This window comes from Dactylosporangium sp. NPDC051087 (assembly GCF_055586325.1).
Genome location: NZ_JBVJIJ010000002.1, coordinates 96601 through 117355, shown reverse-complemented (window position 1 = coordinate 117355; position 20755 = coordinate 96601). Strand labels below are relative to the sequence as shown.

10 protein-coding genes and 1 pseudogene are annotated in these 20755 nt (G+C 72.2%); 4 read left to right on the top strand and 7 right to left on the bottom strand.

Annotation, left to right across the window (positions count from 1 at the left end; translation table 11 throughout):
* Positions 1 to 15: 15 nt before the first annotated feature.
* On the bottom strand, positions 16 to 846 hold the full coding sequence (locus tag ACZ6TV_RS03970; protein ID WP_465295118.1) for an ABC transporter ATP-binding protein: 831 nt from the start codon (positions 844 to 846) through the stop codon (positions 16 to 18).
* Positions 847 to 877: 31 nt separating this feature from the next.
* Here ACZ6TV_RS03970 and ACZ6TV_RS03965 point away from each other — a divergent pair, with 31 nt between their 5' ends.
* Both ACZ6TV_RS03965 and ACZ6TV_RS03960 read left to right on the top strand, forming a co-directional pair.
* Entirely contained in the window at positions 878 to 1903 is a 1026-nt protein-coding gene (locus ACZ6TV_RS03965; RefSeq protein ID WP_465295116.1) for an ABC transporter ATP-binding protein, read from the top strand.
* Positions 1904 to 2071: 168 nt separating this feature from the next.
* Positions 2072 to 3073, top strand: a complete 1002-nt coding sequence (locus tag ACZ6TV_RS03960) for an ABC transporter permease subunit (protein ID WP_465295114.1) — start codon at positions 2072 to 2074, stop codon at positions 3071 to 3073.
* A gap of 120 nt (positions 3074 to 3193) precedes the next feature.
* Here the strand turns inward: ACZ6TV_RS03960 and ACZ6TV_RS03955 are convergent, their stop codons facing one another.
* A complete protein-coding gene (locus ACZ6TV_RS03955; RefSeq protein WP_465295112.1) occupies positions 3194 to 4366 on the bottom strand; it encodes an ROK family transcriptional regulator in 1173 nt (390 codons plus the stop codon).
* Between the two features lie 184 nt (positions 4367 to 4550).
* Here ACZ6TV_RS03955 and ACZ6TV_RS03950 point away from each other — a divergent pair, with 184 nt between their 5' ends.
* The gene (locus ACZ6TV_RS03950; RefSeq protein WP_465295110.1) at positions 4551 to 6002 is read left to right on the top strand and encodes a glycoside hydrolase family 3 protein; all 1452 of its coding nucleotides are present in this window, start codon (positions 4551 to 4553) and stop codon (positions 6000 to 6002) included.
* A 657-nt stretch (positions 6003 to 6659) separates the two neighbouring features.
* Here ACZ6TV_RS03950 and ACZ6TV_RS03945 read toward each other — a convergent pair.
* Positions 6660 to 11519, bottom strand: a complete 4860-nt coding sequence (locus ACZ6TV_RS03945; RefSeq protein WP_465295108.1) for an NAD-glutamate dehydrogenase — start codon at positions 11517 to 11519, stop codon at positions 6660 to 6662.
* A gap of 205 nt (positions 11520 to 11724) precedes the next feature.
* Here ACZ6TV_RS03945 and ACZ6TV_RS03940 point away from each other — a divergent pair, with 205 nt between their 5' ends.
* Entirely contained in the window at positions 11725 to 13593 is a 1869-nt protein-coding gene (locus tag ACZ6TV_RS03940) for a penicillin-binding transpeptidase domain-containing protein (protein ID WP_465295106.1), read from the top strand.
* 1064 nt (positions 13594 to 14657) lie between these two features.
* Here ACZ6TV_RS03940 and ACZ6TV_RS03935 read toward each other — a convergent pair.
* The 4 genes and pseudogenes from ACZ6TV_RS03935 to ACZ6TV_RS03920 form a co-directional block, all read right to left on the bottom strand.
* Positions 14658 to 15827: pseudogene (locus tag ACZ6TV_RS03935) on the bottom strand (arginase family protein); the annotation flags it as partial.
* Between the two features lie 11 nt (positions 15828 to 15838).
* Entirely contained in the window at positions 15839 to 16720 is an 882-nt protein-coding gene (locus tag ACZ6TV_RS03930) for a tetratricopeptide repeat protein (protein ID WP_465295104.1), read from the bottom strand.
* Between the two features lie 4 nt (positions 16721 to 16724).
* Entirely contained in the window at positions 16725 to 17597 is an 873-nt protein-coding gene (locus ACZ6TV_RS03925) for an ABC transporter ATP-binding protein (protein WP_327005949.1), read from the bottom strand.
* 12 nt (positions 17598 to 17609) lie between these two features.
* Positions 17610 to 20624 (bottom strand): FtsX-like permease family protein, encoded by a 3015-nt coding sequence (locus ACZ6TV_RS03920; RefSeq protein WP_465295101.1) that lies wholly within the window; start codon positions 20622 to 20624, stop codon positions 17610 to 17612.
* Between the last annotated feature and the right edge of the window lie 131 nt (positions 20625 to 20755).

Sequence of the window (20755 nt, the reverse complement as noted above, 5' to 3'; positions counted from 1 at the left end):
CTAAATATATCGAAGCTAGACCGCCTGTGCGTGGTACCGACCGTCCACGATCGACAGTCGCAGCGGCAGCCCGAACGCCGCGGAGAGATTCTCCGCCGTCACCGTGTCGCGCAGCAGGCCCTGCGCCACGACGCCGCCGTCGCGCATCAGCAGCGCGTGCGTGAACTCCGGCGGGATCTCCTCGACGTGGTGCGTGACCAGCACGATCGCCGGCGAGTCCGGGTCCGCGGCCAGCTCCGACAGCCGCCGCACGAGGTCCTCGCGGGCGCCGAGGTCCAGGCCCGCCGTCGGCTCGTCGAGCAGCAGCAGCTCCGGGTCGACCATGAGCGACCGGGCGATCTGGACCCGCTTGCGCTCCCCCTCCGACAGCGTGCCGTAGAGCCGGTCGGCGAGCGCGCCGACGCCGAACTGCTCCAGCAGCGCCTGCGCCCGGGCCTCGTCCATGCGGTCGTACCGCTCGGTGAAGCGCCCGACGACCGCCCACGAGGCGGTGACGACGACGTCACGGACGGTCTCGTCGGGCGGCAGCTGCAGCCCGGCGGAGGAGAACCCGAGCCGGGTCTTCAGCTCGTTGATGTTGGTGCGGCCGAGCTTCTCCCCCAGGACGGTCACCGTGCCGCGGGTCGGATACAGCCTGGCCCCGGCGAGATTCAGCAGGGTGGTCTTGCCGGCGCCGTTGGGGCCGAGCACCACCCAGCGCTCGTCGAGCTCGACCTGCCAGCTCACCGACCGGATGAGGTCGGAGCGGTTGCGGGTCACCGTGGCTTTGTCGACCGCGATGACAAGGTCATCAGACACGGCCCAATCCAACCACGCCCGCCAACCGCAAAAGGCCCGGCCCCCCATGCACGGCACGAAAGCCGTATCGTGCGCGGGGATGAGTGCCGTACTGGAAATCGCCGGTCTGGTGAAGACCTACCAGACGCTGTTCGGCAAGCCCCGGGTCGCGCTGGACCACCTGGACATGGAGGTCCACCAGGGCCAGATCCATGGATTCCTCGGACCCAACGGCTCCGGCAAGAGCACCACGCTCAAGACGCTGCTCGGGCTGCTGCGGGCCGAGTCCGGCCACATGCGCATCCTCGGCCAGACGGTCCCCAGGATGCTGCCGCAGGTGGTCGGACGGGTGGGCGCGATCGTCGAGGCGCCGGCCTTCTTCGGCAACTTCACCGGCCACAAGACGCTGAGCCTGCTGGCGAAGGCGGGTGGCGTGCCGCGGCAGCGCGTCGACATCGTCCTGGACCAGGTCGGTCTCGCCAACCGCGCCGAGGACCCCGTCAAGTCCTACTCGCTGGGCATGAAGCAGCGCCTCGCGGTGGCCTCGGCCCTGCTGAAGGACCCCGAGCTGCTGATCCTCGACGAGCCGAGCAACGGCCTCGACCCCGCCGGCATCCGGGAGATGCGTGACCTGCTGCGCGAGCAGGCCGACCGCGGCACGACCGTGGTCATCTCCAGCCACATCCTCGCCGAGATCCAGCAGATCTGCGACTCGGTCACGATCATCTCCCGCGGCCGCCGGGTCGCCGCCGGGCCCGTGTCGGAGGTGCTCGCCGCCAACGACCGCGGCACCTACCGGGTCCGGGTCGACGACGTGCCCACGGCCGCGCAGATCCTCGCCGACGCCGGCGCGCAGGTCACCGTCTCCGGCGACCAGATCATCGTGCACGACCTCGCCGACCCGGCCTGGATCTCGCGGGCGCTCGGCGTCAACGACCTGTGGGTCCGCGAGCTGGCCCCGGTCCAGCAGCTGGAGGACGCGTTCCTCACGCTGACCGGCGGCGGCCCGCGCCGCGGCCAGTTCCGCCCCGTCGACAACTCCGACTGGCCGGACGACGGCCGTCCAGTCCCGGAGGTCCCGATCGACGTCACCGGGCAGATCATCGAGAACGGACGGCAGGCATGAGCGGCCAGCGGAGCGTCTTGGGCCGCTCATCATGTGACAGCAATGGCTCAGGCCGACGCCGGAGCGCAGCGGAGGTGGCGGCATGAGCGGCCAGCGGAGCGTCTTGGGCCGCTCATCATGTGACAGCAATAGCTCAGGCCGACGCCGGAGCGCAGCGGAGGTGGCGGCATGAGCCAGCTGCTGCGGGCCGAGTGGGCCCGGCTGTTCAGCCGCCGGGTCACGCTGGTGACCCTCGTGCTCATCGCGACGCTGCTCGCGTTCCTGACCTTCGGGTTCTCGCTCACCCGCAGCAGCCCGACGCCGGAGGAGTACCGCACCGCGACCGACCGGGCCGCGTCCGCCGCGGCGATCTACGACGAGAACGTGGCCCTCTGTGAGGACGTGCAGAGCGGGGTGCGGACCGGTCCGGCCGGCATCAAGTTCCCCCGCAACTGCGACTACGGGCCGCGGCCGACCGCGGACTCGATGCTCGACTACGGCTTCTCGTTCAGCCGCCAGTGGCCGGAGCTGTTCACGACCGCGGCCATCGTGCTGACGGTGGCAGGGTTCGTGCTCGGCGCGTCGTTCGTGGGCGTGGAGTGGAGCTCCGGCGGCATGCTCAACCTGCTGCTCTGGGCCCCCCGCCGCGGCGCGGTCCTGGCCAGCAAGCTGATCGCCGCGTGCGCCGGGATGGCGCTGGTGTCCGTGGTGTACCTCGCGGTGTGGACGGGCGCGTTCGTCGCCGTGGCCGCGGGCAACGACACGGTCAGCTCGATGGGGCTGGCCGACTGGTCCTCGCTGCTGATCACCGGCGTCCGGGTGATCCTGCTGACGATGGCCGGCACGGCGCTGGGCTTCGCGATCTCCTCGATCGGGCGGCACACGTCGACGGCGCTCGGCGTCGGCATCGCGTACCTGGTGATCTACGAGCTCGGCGCGATCATCATCTTCGGGCTGATCGGCGGCACCGACTACTCGGAGAAGTACCGGCTGTCCAGCTACGTGTCCGCGTGGATGAACAAGTCCTACACGTTCCAGGGCACGTCCGGGTACTGCACGGAGACCGGCTGCGTCGCGCCCACGGAGACCTTCCAGGGCAGCTGGCAGCAGGCGGGCCTGGTCATCGGCCTGGTCGTGGCGGTCGTGCTGGCCGGCGCCTTCGCCTCGATGCGCCGCCGCGACACCAACTGACGGCTCCCGAGGGGCGATGCCGCTGAACGGCGTCGCCCCGAGCGTCCCAGCGGCCTCCCGCCGGACCGCCTCGCGTCGTGCGGGCGGCCGGCGGTCTCGCCGGTCAGGCCGTGTCACCGGTCAGGCCGTGTCGCCGAAGACCTCTTCGCGGACGGCGTCGAGGCCGGTGAGGATGGCGCCGTTGAGGACGGGCTCGCTCTTCACCTCGGTGGCGACGACCCGCGGCGACACCACGGCGATCGCGGCGACCTCGTGCTGCACCCGCTGCGCGAGGTCCGCACCCCCGGCCTGACCGATCTCACCGGCGAGGACCACCAGCTCGGGGTCGAGCACCAGGCCCACCGACGCCACGCCGAGCGAGATCCGCCGGGCCAGCTCGTCGAGGAACGGGCTGCCGGCGGTACCGGCGGCGATGGCGGCCCTGATCGCGTCACCCGCACCGGCGGCCTTGAACCCGTGGGACTTGGCGACCGTCTTCACCGCCGCGGCGTCGGTGAGCATGCGGAAGCCGCTCTTCGCCCGGCGGGTCGCGTCGCGGCTCACCTGCGTGCCGGCGACGGGCAGGTAGCCGATCTCACCGGCCGCGCCGACGCTGCCACGGTGCAGCCGGCCGCCCAGCACGACGGCGGTGCCGACGCCGCGGTCCAGCCACACGAGCACGAAGTCCTTCGCCCCGAGCGCGGCGCCGCTGTGCTGCTCGGCGATGGCCGCGAGGTTCACGTCGTTCTCGAACGCGACGGGCCGGCCGAGGTCCTCGCGCAGCGCCGTGAGCAGCCCCCGGTGCCAGCGGGGCAGGTCCCAGGCGAACGTGATCTCGCCGCTCTTCGGGTCGACCAGGCCCGGCGTGCCGAGCACGATCCTGCGGATGCGGTCGATCGGGGCCCCGGCCTCACCGGCGGCCTCGACCACGGCGGCGTGGACGACCTTGACCGGGTCGTCCCCCTCGCCGATGGAGACGTCGGTGCGGCCGACGATTTTGCCCGTGATGTCCGCCACGCCCGCCACGACGTGCTGCGGTCCGGCGTCGACACCGACGACGTACGCGGTCGCGGGGACCACGGCGTACATCTGTGCGTTGGGTCCCCGGCCGCCGGCCTGCTCGCCGACGCGGGCGACGAGCCCGCGCTCCTCCAGGCGCTCGACCAGCTGCGACGCGGTTACCTTGGACAGCCCGGTCAGCTCGCCGAGCTGCGCCCGGGTCAGTGGCCCCTTGCTCAGCAGCAGCTCCAGGGCGGCGCGGTCGTTCAGGGCACGCAGCAGGCGGGGGGTGCCTGGAAGACGAGCAGAACTCATGGTGACGAACACCCCTAGTATTTAAGAAACTTTCCTATTAGATTGCCTCGGGCAACCTATACCGGAAAGCGTACGGTCACACTACCCACACGGCCTACGCACATCCGGTCAAGATGCTCTTACGATCGTGGATAGCGCATCAGACGAGTGTTCCGCACTGGTCCGCGCGAAGGGGGACAACACCGTGGCGAACGATCCAGGACTCCGCCGGCTGGCGCTGGGCACGCTGCTCGGCGCGTTCCCGGGCGCCCAGGCCCCGAGCTGGGCCGTCGACCTGCTCGGCGAGGGCATGGCCGGGCATCTGCTGTTCGGGTACAACATCGTGGACCGCGACCAGGTCGCCGCGCTCACCGGCCAGCTGCACTCCGCCCGCGACGGCGTGCTCATCGCCATCGACGAGGAGGGCGGCGACGTCACCCGCCTGGCGCACCGCCTCGGCAGCCCGTATCCGGGCAACGCCGCGCTCGGCGCGCTCGGCGACCCGGCGATCACGCGCAGGGTGTACCGGACGATCGGGGCGGAACTGGACCAGCTGGGGCTGAACCTCAACCTGGCCCCCACGGTCGACGTCAACACCGCCGACGACAACCCGATCATCGGCACCCGCAGCTTCGGCGCCGACCCGCACCTCGTCGCCGCGCACACCGCCGCCGCCGTGCTCGGCCTGCAGAGCGCCCGCGTGGCCGCCTGCGCCAAGCACTTCCCCGGGCACGGCGCCACCCTCGCCGACTCGCACCTCGAGCTGCCCACCGTCGACATCTCCCTCGACGAGCTGCGCGGCCGCGAGCTGCCCCCGTTCATCGCCGCCGTCGAGGCCGGCACCAAGTCGATCATGAGCGCGCACATCCGCGTGCCCGCGCTGACCGGCGACGCCCCGGCCACCTTCAGCCGCGCCGTCCTCGTCGACCTGCTGCGCACCGAGCTCGGCTTCGCCGGCGTCGTCGTCACCGACGCCCTGGAGATGCTCGGCGCGGCCCGCTACGCCGGCAGCACCCAGGCCGGCGCCGTCCTCGCCCTCGCCGCGGGCGCCGACCTGCTCTGCATCGGCGCCGAGGTCGACCACGCGCTGACCCTCGCGTGCGTCGACGAGATCGTCACCGCCGTCCAGGACGGCCGCCTGCCGCTCGCCCGCCTGGAGGAGGCCGTCGCCCGCGTCCAGGCCCTGTCCGACTGGACCCGCCAGGGCGACCGCACCGACCGGGAGGAGCCCGGCCTCGGGTACCCGGCCGCGCTCAGCGCCGTGCGCATCGAGGGCTCGGTGGACCGCGTCTCCGCCCCGCTGATCGTGCAGCTGGAGTCGGAGTCGTCGATCGCCGCCGGCCGCGTGCCGTGGGGCCTCGGCCCGCACGTCAACGGCACCGAGCAGGTCCGCGTCGTGGCCGACCGCACCGCCCCGGAGGAGCTGCGCACCCTGGCCGGCACCCGCCCGATCGTCGTCGTGGGCCGCAACGTGCACCGCCTGCCGGGCGCCCGCACCCTGGTCGACACCCTGGCCGCCACCCACCCGGTCACCGTGGTCGAAATGGGCTGGCCGTCCTCCTGGCGCCCGGCGAACGCCCGCGCCTTCATCACCACCTGGGGCGCCAGCCACGCCAACGGCCGCGCCGCCGCCGAAACCCTCGGCCTCGCCGCCTGACCTTTCCCCATGATCCGGAAGAGTTTGGGCACCTATGGGTGCACAAGGCCTTCCGGATCACGGGAAATCGGGAGTGCGGCGGCGCGTCGAGCGACGGATCGGGCAGTCCGGGCGACGGCACGGTTGCGGCCGTCCCCTCCAGCCGCCGGCGCGGAGGGTCCGGGCGACCTGGATCGCCGTGGCGCAGGGTGTCGCGACGTCGCCCCAGCCGTAACGGAGCGTTCGCTGTCCGTCGATGGCGGTCGCGTTGTCCCGCCGCTGATCGTCCCGGCGCCGCTCCTCGGGGTGGCAGGCCCGCCCGGCGAGCTCGACGACGGTGGCGAACGCCCGGTCCCGCCCGGAGCAGCGCGGCCCAGAACAACGTGCGCCGGCTCGGCTCGCCCGTGTAGGTCCGGAACACCCCGTCGTGCATCGCCACCCAGCGCCCCGCCTCGACGTGCGACCGGATCGCGCCGAGGCTCACCCCCGCCGCGAGCGCCTGCCGCCGGGTCACGACACCGTCCTGCACCTTCAGGAGCGCGTCAGGCATCCGCCCAGCCTGGTCGGCGCCCGGTCCGTCAGGAAGCTCGGCTTTCAGCCTGTGGACAACGCTCCCCATAATCCGGAAGACCTTGTGCACCCATGGGTACACAAGGTCTTCCGGATCATGAGGGACTGTCAGGCGGCGGAGGCGCGGACCAGGGTGCGGATCTGGCGGAGGAGGACGGAGAGGGCGGCGAGGTCGCCGGGGGACTCGCCGAACTCGCCGATGGCGTTGCGGGTGCGGGCGATCGACGTGGCGTTGCTCTGCTCCCATTCGTCGACCCGGGCTTCGGCGTCGTCGGAGGGGGCGGTGCCGTTGAGGACTTCGGCGGTCAGGGCGGCCAGCGCGGCGTACAGGTCGTAGCGCAGCGCCATGCGGGCCAGGGTCTGCCAGCGGTCCTCGCGGGGCAGGTCGGAGATCTTCGACAGCAGGTTGTCGACCCGGAAGCGCTCCGAGAGCACGTAGTAGACCGTGGCGACCTCGTTGACGTCGCGGCCGGTCTGGGAGGCGACCTCGACGATGTCGAGCAGGCCGAAGCCATACATGATGCGGGTGGTGAGCTCGGCCAGGTCGTCCGGCACGCCGAGGTCGCGCAGGCGGGCGGTGTTGTCCGTCAGGACGTCGCGCTCCCTGCCCCGGAAGAGGCTGTCGAGCTCGCCGAGCAGCCGGGAGATGCCGGGGCGCAGCCGGGCGATCTCGCCGGGGACGTCGATCGGGAGGCGCCGGTTGGAGACCAGCCAGCGCACCGCGCGGTCGAGCAGGCGGCGGATCTCCAGGTAGACCTCGGTCTGCGACTCGGTCGGGATCTGGTTGTCGAGGTCTTCGACGGCGGAGCGCAGCGCGTTCAGCCCGTAGACCTCGCGGATGACGACGGAGGCGCGCAGCACGTCGGCCGAGCCTGCGCCGGTCTCTTCGGAGGCGCGGTGGAAGAACGACGTGCCGCCCCGGTTGACCGCCTCGTTGACGACGGCGGTGGTGACGATCTCGCGGCGCAGCGGGTGCTCCGCCATCGACTCGGCGAAGCGCTCGCGCAGCGGGGTCGGGAAATACTCCACGAGGACCTCGTTGGTCCACTCCTCGTCCGGCAGGCCGGAGTCGAGGATCTCGTGCTCGAGGACGATCTTGACGTAGGACAGCATGACGGCGAACTCGGGCGAGGTGAGGCCGACGCCGGCCGCGGCCCGCGCGTCGAGCTCCTCGTCGGTCGGCAGCCCTTCCAGGGCCCGGTCGAGCTGGCCGCGGCGCTCCAGGTCGGCGATGAGCCGCTTGTGCACCGGCAGCAGCGACCGGGACTGGGCGCGGGCGTTGCCCAGCGCGGTGGCCTGGTCGTAGTTGTCGCGCAGGACCAGCTCGCCGACCTCGTCGGTCATCTGGGCCAGCAGCGGGTTGCGGTCCGCCTGCTCCAGCATGCCGGCCGCGACGGCCCGGTCGAGCAGGATCTTGATGTTGACCTCGTGGTCGGAGCAGTCGACGCCGGCGGAGTTGTCGATGAAGTCGGTCGCGATGCGGCCGCCGCCGAGGGCGAACTCGATCCGGCCGTGCTGGGTCAGGCCGAGGTTGCCGCCCTCGCCGACGACCTTGGCGCGCAGCTCCCGGCCGTTGACCCGCAGGTAGTCGTTGGCCTTGTCGCCGACGTCGGCGTGCGACTCGCTGGTGGCCTTGACGTAGGTGCCGATGCCGCCGTTCCAGAACAGGTCGACGGGGGCGGCGAGGATGGCGTGCATCAGCTCGTTGGGCGTCAGCGAGGTCAGCGAGGACGGGATGCCCAGCGCCGCCTTGGCCTCCGCGGTGAGGGGGATCGCCTTCGCGGAGCGCGGGTAGACCCCGCCGCCGGCGGAGATGATCGACCTGTCGTAGTCGTCCCAGGACGAGCGCGGCAGGTCGAACAGCCGCTGCCGCTCCTGGAACGACGTCGCGGCGTCGGGGTCCGGGTCGATGAAGATGTGCCGGTGGTCGAAGGCCGCGACCAGCCGGATGTGCCGGGAGAGCAGCATCCCGTTGCCGAAGACGTCGCCGGACATGTCACCGACGCCGACGACGGTGAAGTCGGCGGTCTGGGTGTCGACGCCGAGCTCGCGGAAGTGCCGCTTGACCGACTCCCAGGCGCCCTTGGCGGTGATGCCCATCTTCTTGTGGTCATAGCCGGCGGAGCCGCCGGAGGCGAACGCGTCGCCGAGCCAGAACCCGTAGCGCACGGAGATCTCGTTGGCGATGTCGGAGAACGTGGCGGTGCCCTTGTCTGCGGCGACGACGAGATACGGGTCGTCGGGGTCGTGCCGGACCACGTCGGCGGGGGCGACGACCTTGCCGCCGTCGAGGTTGTCGGTCACGTCGAGCAGGGCCGAGATGAACAGCTGGTAGCAGGCGACGGCCTCGTCGCGGTCGCCCGGGACCTGCTTGAGGACGAACCCGCCCTTGGCGCCGGTCGGCACGATGACCGCGTTTTTGACCATCTGGGCCTTGACCAGGCCGAGGATCTCGGTGCGGAAGTCCTCGCGCCGGTCGGACCAGCGCAGGCCGCCCCGGGCGACCGCGCCGAAGCGCAGGTGGACACCTTCGAACCTGGGCGAGTAGACGAAGATCTCGAACTTCGGCCGCGGCGCGGGCAGGTCCGGGATCGACTGCGGGTCGAGCTTGAAGGCCGTGTAGGACTTCGGGCGCCCGGCCTCGCCGCGCTGGAAGAACGAGGTGCGCAGCGTCGCCTGGATCAGGGTCAGGAACGAGCGCAGGATCCGGTCCTGGTCGAGGCTGGTCACCTCGTCGAGGTCGGCGTGGATCGCCGTGACCAGCTCCTTGGACTGCACGGCGCGGCTCTCCTCGGACAGCTGCAGCCGCGGGTCGAAGCGGGCGGCGAACAGCGCCACGAGCTTGGAGGCGATCGCCGGATACTGCAGCAGCGTCGACTCCATGTAGTCCTGGGAGAAGACGGTGCCGGCCTGGCGCAGATACTTCGCGTAGGCCCGGAGCACGACCACCTCGCGCCAGGTGAGGCCGGCCTTGAGCACGAGGGTGTTGAACCCGTCGACCTCCGCCTCGCCCCGCCAGGTGGCGGAGAACGCGTTCTCCAGGTGGGGGCGGACCTCGGCGATCGCCCGCGAGTCCGCGGGCAGCTGGAGGCCGAAGTCGTAGAGGTAGATGGTGCCGTCGGCGCGGTGCATCTCATACGGCCGCTCGTCGGTGACCCGCACGCCGAGGGAGTGCAGCACCGGCAGCACCGCGGACAGGATCATCGGCTCGCCGTAGCGATACACCTTGAACCGGATGTCCGACTCGTCCTGGCGGCGCCGGTAGACGTGCATGACGAGCTGGCCCGGCTCGTCGAGCAGCTCCAGCTTCGCGACGTCCTTCACCGCCTCATAGGGCGTGTGCTCGTCCTTGTAGGTCTCCGAGATCGCCGCGCCGTAGCGCTGGTAGAGCTCCTTCGCCTGGTGCTCGTCGTCGAGCTTGCGCTCCAGCACGAGCCGGAAGTCGTCGTCCCACAGGCGGGTGGCCTCGGCGAGCCGCTCGGTCAGGTCGTCGACGTCGACGTCGCCGGGCGGGTTGCCGGGCTCGGTGCGCACGATGAAGTGCACCCGGGCGAACTTGGACTCGCTGACGCGGGTGGTGTAGTCGACGCCGACGCCGTTGAGCTCGGCGAGCAGGATCTGCTGGATGCGCAGCCGGTTGGCGGTGGTGAAGCGGTCCCGGGGCAGATAGACCAGGCAGGAGATGAAGCGGCCGTAGGCGTCGCGGCGCAGGAACAGCCGCAGCTGCCGCCGCCCGGCCAGGCGCAGGACGCTCATCGCGGAGCGGAAGAGCTCGTCGGTGGTGATCTGGAACAGCTCGTCGCGCGGATAGGTCTCGAGGGTCTCCATCAGGTCCTTGCCGGAGTGGCTGCGCGGGGACAGCCCCGAGCGCTCCACCACCTCGGCGACCTTGCGCTTGACCACCGGCAGGTCCCGCACGCTGGTGCGATAGGCCGCGGAGGAGAACAGCCCCAGGAAGCGCTTCTCGCCGGTCACGTTGCCGTCGGCGTCGAACAGCTTGAAGCCGATGTAGTCCAGATACGCCGAGCGGTGCACGGTCGCCCTGGAGTTGGCCTTGGTGATGATCAGCAGGCGCTTCTCCAGCGCCTTGGCGTAGGCCTCGGCGGTCATCGAGCTCAGCACCCGCGGGTGCGGCTGGTCGGCGCGCAGGATGCCCAGGCCGGTGCCGAGGACCGCCTGCAGCAGGTCCTCGCCGTTTTCGCCCTTGGCCAGCTTGTATTGCCGGAAGCCCAGGAACGTGAAGTGGTCGTCGGCGAGCCAGCGCAGCAGCTCGACGGAGTCGGTGATGTCCTTGTCGGGCACCGGCAGCTGCGCGCTGCCGAGCTCGTCGGCGAGGGTGAGCGCCTGGGTGCGCATCTTCTGCCAGTCCTCGACCGCCTCACGCACGTCGTTGAGCACGCGGGCGATGTCGGTGCGGACGGTCTCGACGTCGTCCTCGTCGCGGATCCGGTCGATCTCGATGCGGATCCAGCTCTCGACGATGTCGCCGGGGTCGGCGTCCTCGGGCTCCAGCCCGACCCGGACCTCCTGCAGGGCGCCCAGCGGCTGGCGGCGCACCACGACGAGCGGGTGGACGAGCAGGTTGACGTCGAGGTTGCGGGACGACAGGGCGCTGGTGACGGAGTCGACCAGGAACGGCATGTCGTCGGTGACGATCTCCAGCGATGTGCCGCCGGTCACACTGAGCCCGATGCGGAGCTTCAGCTCCCCCGGGACCCGCTGCTGGGCGAGCTCGAGGTGCGACCTGGTGGCCGCGACCATCTTCGACACCTGGCAGCTGGCCAGCTCCTCGTCGGGGACGAGGCGCCAGTAGTTCGCGACCAGGGCGGGATCGGTGTCCTGCGCGGCGGCCAGGACCACCGCCTCGGCGACGAGGTGCTCAGCGTTGGGCACTGGCTGCGTTAACTCGTCGTCCTCGATCGTTGGCTCGGCGACCGCAGTGCGCACCGTTGCCGTGGGCCGGTTCATCGGTCAGTTCTCCCCTCACCCACGACGCTGTGGGTTGTCCCGCACAGCCTAAGACGTACCTCCGACAATTCTGATCGGCCCAGCGTCGGTTACCCGATCGACCGGGGCGACCCTGCACTAATTGTCCAACTTTACCGATCTTGGGGAGTGCGGATCGTGGCTTTCATGGCGCAGAATCGCCCACATGGCCGTTTCGTTTCGTCGCATGATCGCCCTCCTCGCCGGGCTGGCACTGCTGGGCGCCCTGCCCGCCTGCTCCAGCAAGCCACCGGACGACGCGCTGAAGACGTTCCTCGCCGCGTGGGAGCAGGGCAACATCGCCGGGATGAAATTCGTGGGCACGGACGGCAAAGCCCTCAGCGGTGACGCGGCGCAGAAGCTGTGGACCACTGTCGCCGGCGACCTCGCCGCCACCCCGCCCACGCTGACGATCAAGGGCGCGCCCGCGGTCAAGAAGGACGAGGCCAGCGCCGTCGTGACGGTCAAGTGGCCGGTCGCGGACTCGACGTGGGAGTACGACACCACGGTCAAGGCCAGGCGCGTCGACAAGCAGTGGACCGTGGTCTGGGACGCCAAGACCATCAACCCGACGCTGGAGCCCACCGACAAGATCGCCGTGCGGAAGTCCGCCGGACCCCGTGGCAGCATTCTCGACGGCTCCGGCCAGCCGATCGTGAGCAGCAAGCCCGTGGTCATCATCGGCGTCCAGCCACGCTCGGTCACCGACATCAACATCGTCACGAAGAACCTCGGTGAGGCGTTCACCGCCGCCAAGGTGCAGGTCGACCTGTCCGGGCTGCCGGGCAAGGTGAAGGCCGCGAAGCCTGACGCGTTCGTGGAGGTCGTGACGCTCCGCAAGGAGGTCTACGACACGGTCGCCAACAAGCTCAACTCGACGCCCGGCGTCGTCACCCGCAACTCGACGCAGACCCTGGGTCCCTCGGCACAGTTCGCCCGTGCGCTGATCGGCACGTCCGGCGAGGTGACGAAGGAGATCATGGACAAGAACCCCGGCAAGTACAAGATCGGCGACGTCGTCGGCCTGTCCGGGCTGCAGCAGAAGTACGACACGGCACTGCAGGGCAAATCGGGCGTCTCGGTCGTCGTGCCGATGCCCACCGGCACCCCCGACAAGAAGCTCTTCAGCACCGAGGCGGCGCCGGGCGCGGCGATCAAGCTGACGCTCGACGTCAACATGCAGAACGCGGCCGAGGCGGCGCTCGCCCTCGACACCCGCCGCTCGGCCCTCGTCGCGATCCGGGTCAGCGACAACTCGATCGTCGCCGTCGCCAACGGCCCCGGCGCGGCCGGCAACAACTTCGCGCTCGTCGGGCAGACCCCGCCCGGCTCGACGTTCAAGACGATCACCGCGCTCGGCGTGCTCGACAAGGGCACGACCGGCGAGACGGTGGTCCCCTGCCCGAAGAACCTCACGGTCGACGGCCGCACGTTCAAGAACTCCCACGACATGGAGCTCGGCAACGTGCCGTTCCGGGTCGACTTCGCCAAGTCGTGCAACACCGCGTTCGCGTCCCTCGCGCCGCAGCTCGCCCCCGACGGCCTCGCCAAGACCGCGCAGAGCGTCGGCATCGGCATCCCGTGGGACCTCGGCGTCGACGTCTTCACCGGCAAGGTCTCCGCCAACGGCTCCAAGTCCGAGCAGGCCGCGGCCGCGTTCGGGCAGGGCACCACGCTCTCCTCGCCGGTCGCCCTCGCGGGTGCCGCCGCCGCGATCGCCCGCGGTCAGTGGAAGCAGCCGCAGCTGGTGCTCGACCCGGCGCCGAAGAACCCCGCCGCCGACGGCCCGCAGCTCAACCAGGCCTCCCTGGACGCGCTGCGGCAGATGATGCGCGAGGTCGTCACCGCCGGCACCGCCGACCAGCTCAAGAACCTCCCCGGCGACCTGCGGGGCAAGACCGGGACCGCGGAGTACGACAACGATCCCGCTCACACGCACTCGTGGTTCATGGGGTACCGCGGCGACATCGCCTTCTGCGTCTTCGTCGAGAACGGTGGCGCGAGCACCGCGGCCGCCGTCCCGATCGCCGGGAAGTTCTTCCAGACCATCGGCTGACGCACGCGTCCCCGGCCCCGCTCGCCACCGGCGGGTGGGGCCGGGTCGCGTCAGGGCTTCGGTGTCCGCTCGTCGTCAGGTGTACGAGCAGCCGGCACCACATCCGTGAGCGGCGACTCCGGCACGTCGGTGTCGTCGCGGGCCGGCCTGGCCTGTGCCGGCACGAACGGCACGACGTCCTGGTCGTGGGCCTCCCCGCCGCCGGTCTGCGGGTCGCCGCGCCGGGCGAGCCGCCCCGACGCGGGCGGCGCCGAGATCGGGGCGAGCGTCAGCGCCAGCCGCGGCGCCCTGCGCCCCTTGCGCCCGGGCCGCCCGAACGGCAGCGCGCCGCCCTCCTCGGCGGTCTGCGCGGTGTCTTCCACGGGCGGGTCCACGGGCTCGTCCGGCACCTCGGCGGCGCCGCCGACGGCCACCCAGCCATCGTCCGGGTCCTCGGCGGGCCCAGGGGGCTCGATCGGTCTGCGGGTGGTGATCCCGATCACCGCGCCGCGACTGTACGCCGGAAGCTTCGGCCCATCGTCCTTCTCCGGCGCGGCACGACCGGCGCTCCGGCCGGCGGCCAGGTCGACCACCGCCCCGGTCCGCACGTCGACCCACGCCACGGGCGGCCGCTCGAGCCCGGCGCCACCGCTCTCGGGCTCGGCGGAGGCGTCGACCGGCGCGGCTGCCAGGTCGACCGGATCGTGCGCCGGGCCGCCGGCGGGGACGTCGTCCGGTGCCTGCGCGCGCCCCGGGTCTGCGGGGTCCGCGTCCGGCTCGCCGCCGCGACCGTGCGCCGGGTCCTCCGCCGGCTCACCCCGGACGTCGTCAGCCGGCTCGTCGCCCGGCTCATCCGGCACGTCAACGGAGAACTCATCGACGGGCTCATCCGGCACGCTCGCGGCGAACCCGTCATCCGGCACGGCCGGTGCGTCCGCGGCGAACCCGGCAACCGGCCCGGCCGACTGGTCCGCGGCGAACTCGTCATCCGGCACGCCCGCGGCGAACTCGTCCACCGACCCGGCCGGCAGGTCCGCGGCGAACTCATCGACGGGCTCGTCCGGCACGTCCGCGGTGAACTCGTCGTCCAGCTCTGCCCGCGGGTCCGCAGCGGGCTCCTCGCCGGCGAGCGCCGTCCCACCGTCCGATGCGTCCGGCGCATCCGGCACGGCCGGTGGCTCCGGCGGCTCCGCCGGGCCGGAAGGCGACACCTCGTCGGCGAGCCGATCGATGGTCAGCTCCGCGGCCGGGTCGAACACCGGCGCGAAGGACGCGGGAGCGAAAGGGGCCTGCAGCGGCGGGGCGGAGACGACCGGGGTCAGGTCGGTGGCCGCCAGCGCCGACGACGTGATGAGCGGCTCCAGGCCGGCGACGAGCACGTCGGTGACCTCGCGGGCGTACTGCCCGTCGGGGTCGTAGTCCGGGTCGAAGACGGTGACCTGCACGCCGACGCAGCGCGGGTCGCTGACCAGGCCGCTGAGCAGGATCTCCAGCTCCCGGTAGGCGATCCCGCCCACGTCGGGCGCGTCGACCGCGGGCATGACCGCCGGGTCGAGGACGTCGACGTCGACGTGCACCCAGAAGCCGGCGCAGTCGCGCAGCTGGTCGCGGGCCCACTGGGCGGACCGGGCGGCGCCGTGGGAGCGCAGCTCCGGCACCGCGCGGGCGACGATGCCGGCGGCCTGCAGGTCGAGGCGATACTCGTCGTGCGTGCGGATGCCGAGCAGGACGACGTCGACGTCGCGGAAATACGGCCGGCGCTGCTCGATCGAGGCGAGGTTGCTCTGCCCGCGGCCGGTGGCCAGGGCGAGCGCCTCACCCCCGGCGGCGCCGACGTAGGAGGCGTTGCCCTCGTGGCGGAAGTCGGAGTGCCCGTCGACGTAGACGAGCCCGACCCGGCCGGCGAGCTCGGCGGAGTGCCGCCGCATCGCCAGCCCGGCGCCGAGCAGGATGGAGCAGTCCCCGCCGAGGACGACCGGGAAGTCGCCGGAGGCGAGGACGGCGCCGATCCGGTCGGCGAGCCGGCGGACGAAGACCGCGATCTCGTCCGCCTGGGCGACGCCGTCGCCGGGCTGCCAGCCGGCCGGGTCGTAGCGGGGCGGGGTGATGCACCCCGCGTCGCGGGCGCCCAGCCGGGCCAGCAGGCCGCTGTCGCGCAGCGCACCGGGTGCTTTCGCGCAGCCGGGGACCGAGGTTGCGGTCGGTGGCCGCAACCCCAGGTTGCTCGGTGCGTCGACGACGGCGATCCGGCGCATCCCGCCCCGGCTCAGAACAGCGCGCTCGCCAGCGCCCGGCGGGCTTTGGCGACCGCGGGGTCGTCGGGCCCCGCGACGGTGAACAGCGAGACGAGGTGCTTGCGCACGGTCTCGCGTTCGTCGCCGGGGGTGCGGCGGACAAGGTCGATGAGGCGCTTGTACGCGAGGTCGGCCTGGCCGGTCAGCACCTCGATGTCGGCGGCGAGCAGCTGCGAGGGGAGGTCGTCGCCGGCCGCCGCGAGGACCGCCGCCGGGTCCAGCCCCGAGGTGCGGCGCAGCAGCGCGACCTGGGCGAGGCCCGACTCGGCGATCGGGTCGGCGGGCGTGTCGGCGAGGATGGCCTTGTAGGCCTGCTCGGCGCCGTCGAGGTCGCCGTCCATGAGCGCGTCGTCGGCGGCGAGCAGCCGCGGGTCGTCGCCGCGCTGGACTTCGACGCCGGCGGCCTTGAGGACCGCGTCGATCCACTGGCGCAGGTGCGACTCGGGCAGCATCTGGTTGAACGCGTCGACCGGCTGCCCGCCGACGATCGCGACGACGAACGGGATGCCCTGGATGCGGAACATCTGGGCGAGCCGCGGGTTGGCCTCGATGTCGACGCGGCCGAGCAGCCAGGTGCCCTCGCCGTCGGCGGCCAGCTTCTCCAGCAGCGGGGAGAACTGCTGGTGCGGCTGGCTTCCCTCGACGTAGAAGTCCAGGACGACCGGGGTGGTGACCGAACGCTGCAGCGCGGCGTCCTGGAAGTTGGCCTCGGTGACGTCGAAGACATAGGCGGAGCTCGGCGCGGCGGCAGGCTGGGCAGATCGCTGCGCCGCGGCCTGATTGCTCCGGGCCAGGGCGCCGAGGTCCACCGCCCCGCGGGTGAAGATCGACTGGGTCTGCCTTGGGTCGCTCATGGAGCTAGTTTTGCACGTGCCCCAAGTGGTCCGCCGCAAGTGACCGGTCGGATCCCCCTGCCACCAGTGTGACGGCGCCGTCGATGTGCTCGACGGTGAAGAGGGTGCCGGGCGGGAAGTCGCCCAGGACCTCCGGCGGCAGCTGCACGGTGCCGTCCCCGGCGACGACCGCGAAGTCCTGACCGTCGCGGCCCTCGGCGCCGACGCGGCCGTCGCGGATGGTCACGGCGCGGCCGAGGCGGGTGCCGACGTCACCGTCGTGGGTGACGACGACGATGGTCGTGTTGCGCTCCTGGTTGACCGTCTCGAGGGCTTCGAGGACCTCGTCGCGGCCGGCGGTGTCGAGCTGGCTGGTGGGCTCGTCGACGAGCAGCAGGCCGGGTCCCGCGGCGATGCCGACGGCGAGGGCGGCGCGCTGGCGGGCGCCGGGCGCGAGCTCGTCGATGCGGGAGCGGCCGAGGCCGGGCAGGCCGACGAGGTCGAGGATGCGGTCCGGGTCGTCGAGCTTGATGCCCTCGGTGCGGGCGGCGCGCCGCTGGGCGAGCCAGATGTTGCGGTGCAGCGTCGCGTAGGGCAGCAGGTTGCGGGCCGCGCCCTGCAGCACGACGCCGATCTCGGTGCCGCGCAGGCGGGCGATCTCACCGTCGGAGAGCTTGCCCATGTCGTACGTGCCGATGTTGACCCGGCCCGCGGAGGGCCGCATGAGCCCGGCGAGCAACGCGATCAGCGTCGACTTGCCGGAGCCGGACGGCCCGACGAGGGCGAGGGTCTCCCCCGGCCCGATCGACAGGTCGACGCCGGCGAGCGCCACGACGTCACCGGCCTCGGCCCGGTAGATGTGCACGACCCGCCGGCAGGCCACCGCCAACCCGTTCATGAGCAGTCCCCTTTATCGCTGTCTGGTCGCGGCACGGAGTCGGGCACCGGCGAGGAGCGCCACGCCGGCGAGGATCAGCACGGCCGCCAGCCACGCCACGGCGACGGGCAGCGGCGACGGCCAGATCGGCACCGGGAAGGTGCCGGGGTCGTCAGTAAACACCGGAAGATGTTCGCGCACCAGGAGCCAGCAGCTCATCGCGGCGAACGGCCCGATGACCGCCGCGGTGCCGACCAGCGCCAGGTAGCCGTTGGCGGACGCGTCCCGGCGGCCGACGCCCTGGGCCCGCAGTGCCCGCAGCTCGCCGCGGCGGCGCTGCCGGTCCAGGGCGGTCACGAGCCAGAGGGCGCCGCCGGCGAGGAGCACGGCGAGCCCGGCGGCGAGCTCGTGGAAGCGCAGCGCGACCGCGGGCCCCTGCTCGTCGAGGGCGTCGCGCAGCGGGCGGATCCGCTCGTCGGTCATGACGCGCAGGCCGACGGCGTCGACCTTGGCGAGGATGTCCGCGGGGGCCTTCTCGTTGAGCCAGACCTGCGGGGAGATCGTGTCGGCGCTGCCGGCGGAGAGCCGCTCGGTGTAGTCGAGGTCGACCAGGCCGCCCTTCGAGCCCATCCGCGGCACCTGCTCGACCTCGCCGGCGGATTTGACGGCGATCCGGCCGCCGTCGAAGCCGGCCATGAACTCGCCGATGCGGGCGGCGCGGCCCATGATGACCGGCATCGGCGTCGGCGCGTCGGTCGGCAGGAGCGTGAACGCGACGTCGGCGCCCTTGTAGCCGGCCACCTTCATCTGCAGCCCGCCGTCCTCGGTCCGCAGTTCCGGCACGATCAGGACGGGGCCCGGGGTCTCCGGGACGCGCCACTCCTCGGCGTTGCCGAAGTCGGTGATCGTCTCGCCGCGCTGCGCCAGGGAGTGCAGGGTGATCGTGGCGTCGAAGCCGCGGTCCTCCGGCTGTCTGATCCGCAGCGCCGCCAGCCGGCACTTGTTGACGCACATCGGGAGGTTCCTGATGTACGTGTGCCGCCCCAGCTGCGGTGCGCCGAAATCGACCTCGCCGGCGGCCGAGCCGTCCAGCGGGATGACGACCGCGATGAACCTGACCCGGAACGCGTCGACGAGGTTGCTCACGGTGATGTCGAGCGTCACGTCCTTGTTGTCCAGGATGACGCTGTCCCGGGGGACGTCGGGGCGCAGCAGCGCGGCGGCCTCGGCGGCGGTGACGTGGGTGTCGTTCCACAGCGCGACCTTGGCGAGCCGCTCGCTGTCGACGCCGAGCACCCGCGGCACGGCGGAGTCCTCCGACTTCGGCAGCATCGCCGCGGCCATCGCGAAGTCGCCGGCCGGGTCCAGCTCGCGGACCTTGCTGAGCAGCTCGGTGCGGCTGACCGGCTCGACGGTGAGCACCCGGTCGGCGCCGAGCTCGACCCGGATCCGCAGGTCCCGGTTGTCGGCGGAGGCGGTCGCCGCGGTCGCCGCGAAGCAGGCCAGCGCGATCGCGATCACGAACAGGGCGAGGATGCGCTGGCTGCCGGGGCGGCGGGCCATCGCGTACGCGGCGAGCGTCGGGCCGATCCGCCCGCGCCGCAGCGCCCGCCGGCCGTTGCGCTCGGCGAGCGGCAGCACGCCGCGGGCGGCGAGCAGGCCGAACGCGATGACCACCAGCGACGGTCCGAAGATCGCGAAGCCGGTGAGCCCGCTGTCGCCCTCGCGCAGCTGCAGCACGGCGACGACGGCCAGTACCACCACCGCGACCTCGAAGACCGGGGCGCCCCACCGGGACAGCCGGCTCGGCACGTTGCGCAGCAGGTCGATGGTCTTCTTCGCCAGCTCGGCCCGCTGGGCGAGGACCGCCGCGCCGAGCGCGCCGCCGAGCGCGACCAGGGCCCACAGGTTGGCGCCCTCCTTGAACGGCACGTCGCCGCTGGCGCCCAGCAGCAGCCAGGCGGCGAGCCGGACGAGGTAGTGGCCGAGCACGAAGCCGGCGGCGGCGCCGAGCAGGATCGGCACGATGCTCTCGCCGGCGGCGAGCCACCAGCGGCGCGGGAACGTGACCCCGCGCAGGGACATCAGCCCCAGCTCGCGGCGGCGCTCAGCGGTCGCGGAGGCCACGGCGACGAAGAGCACGAACCAGCACAACAGCACCAGCGGCACGGCGCCGACCGGCACGACCTGGGCGACCAGGCTCCGGTCGCGCTCGATGCGGGCCAGCAGGAACGGCAGGTCGGCCTTGACCGTCGGCGACCCGGACAGGCCGGCGAGCTGCGCCCGGCCGCTCTCCACGGCGGCGTTGACCGCGACGAGGCTCTCACCGGTGATCGCGGCGTGGTCGATGACGACGTCGAGGGCCTGCCGCTCGTTGAGCCGCTGGACCGACTCCAGGGTGAGCCGGTTGGCGAGGATCGGCGCGGTGGTCCGCCGGGCCGACGCGCGCTCGTCGAAGTAGCCGAAGTCGGCCCAGTACTGCTCGGCCGCGTCGATCGGCTCGTACGCGCCGATGACCGACATGACCGTAGGCTTGCCGAACGGCACCCACTCCTGACCTTCGGCGTCGAACGTGCCCCAGTCGACGTCCAGGGACGCGCCGATCTTGATCTTGAGCTGGTCGAGCGTCGCCTTGCTGAGGATGATCTCGCTCTGGCTGATGTAGCAGCGGCCCTCGACGATCCGGACGTGCTCGCACGCCCCGTCGCGGTAGACGAACCGCGGCGCGATCGCGTCGACGCCCGGCACGGGGCTCTGCACGTAGGTGTTGGTCTCGGCGCTGAAGATGGTGGAGAAGCCGGGGAAGACGAACACCTTCGGCGCGAGGTCCTCGAAGGCGCGGTCGCCGGCCTTGGACTCGCGGCGGGCCTGCACGACCAGCTCGTTGACGGGCGCCGCGGCGACCTCGCTGGCCACCACGGCCCGGTCGGCGGTGGTGATGTAGACCGGCGCGCTCACCGCGGCCGCCATGGCGAGCATCCCGAGCACGAACGCCGTGACCGCCTGCCCTGGCCGCGCCCGGATCATCGACATCACAAGGCCGATCACGCCGTCACCTCCGCTGCGCTCCGGCGCCGCCGTGATCCGAAACTGTGCCCATGATGCCCAGGCACTGCGCTGCGCTCCGGCCCGGTCATGCCGTCACCTCCGCTGCGCTCCGGCGCCGCCGTGATCCGAAA

Coding starts and splice junctions, on each gene's coding strand:
- ACZ6TV_RS03930 (WP_465295104.1), bottom strand. CDS start 16,720: ATGAGCGACCCAAGGCAGACCCAGTCGATCTTCACCCGCGGGGCGGTG.
- ACZ6TV_RS03940 (WP_465295106.1), top strand. CDS start 11,725: ATGATCGCCCTCCTCGCCGGGCTGGCACTGCTGGGCGCCCTGCCCGCC.
- ACZ6TV_RS03945 (WP_465295108.1), bottom strand. CDS start 11,519: ATGAACCGGCCCACGGCAACGGTGCGCACTGCGGTCGCCGAGCCAACG.
- ACZ6TV_RS03960 (WP_465295114.1), top strand. CDS start 2,072: ATGAGCCAGCTGCTGCGGGCCGAGTGGGCCCGGCTGTTCAGCCGCCGG.
- ACZ6TV_RS03970 (WP_465295118.1), bottom strand. CDS start 846: ATGGGGGGCCGGGCCTTTTGCGGTTGGCGGGCGTGGTTGGATTGGGCC.
- ACZ6TV_RS03925 (WP_327005949.1), bottom strand. CDS start 17,597: ATGAACGGGTTGGCGGTGGCCTGCCGGCGGGTCGTGCACATCTACCGG.
- ACZ6TV_RS03965 (WP_465295116.1), top strand. CDS start 878: ATGAGTGCCGTACTGGAAATCGCCGGTCTGGTGAAGACCTACCAGACG.
- ACZ6TV_RS03955 (WP_465295112.1), bottom strand. CDS start 4,366: ATGAGTTCTGCTCGTCTTCCAGGCACCCCCCGCCTGCTGCGTGCCCTG.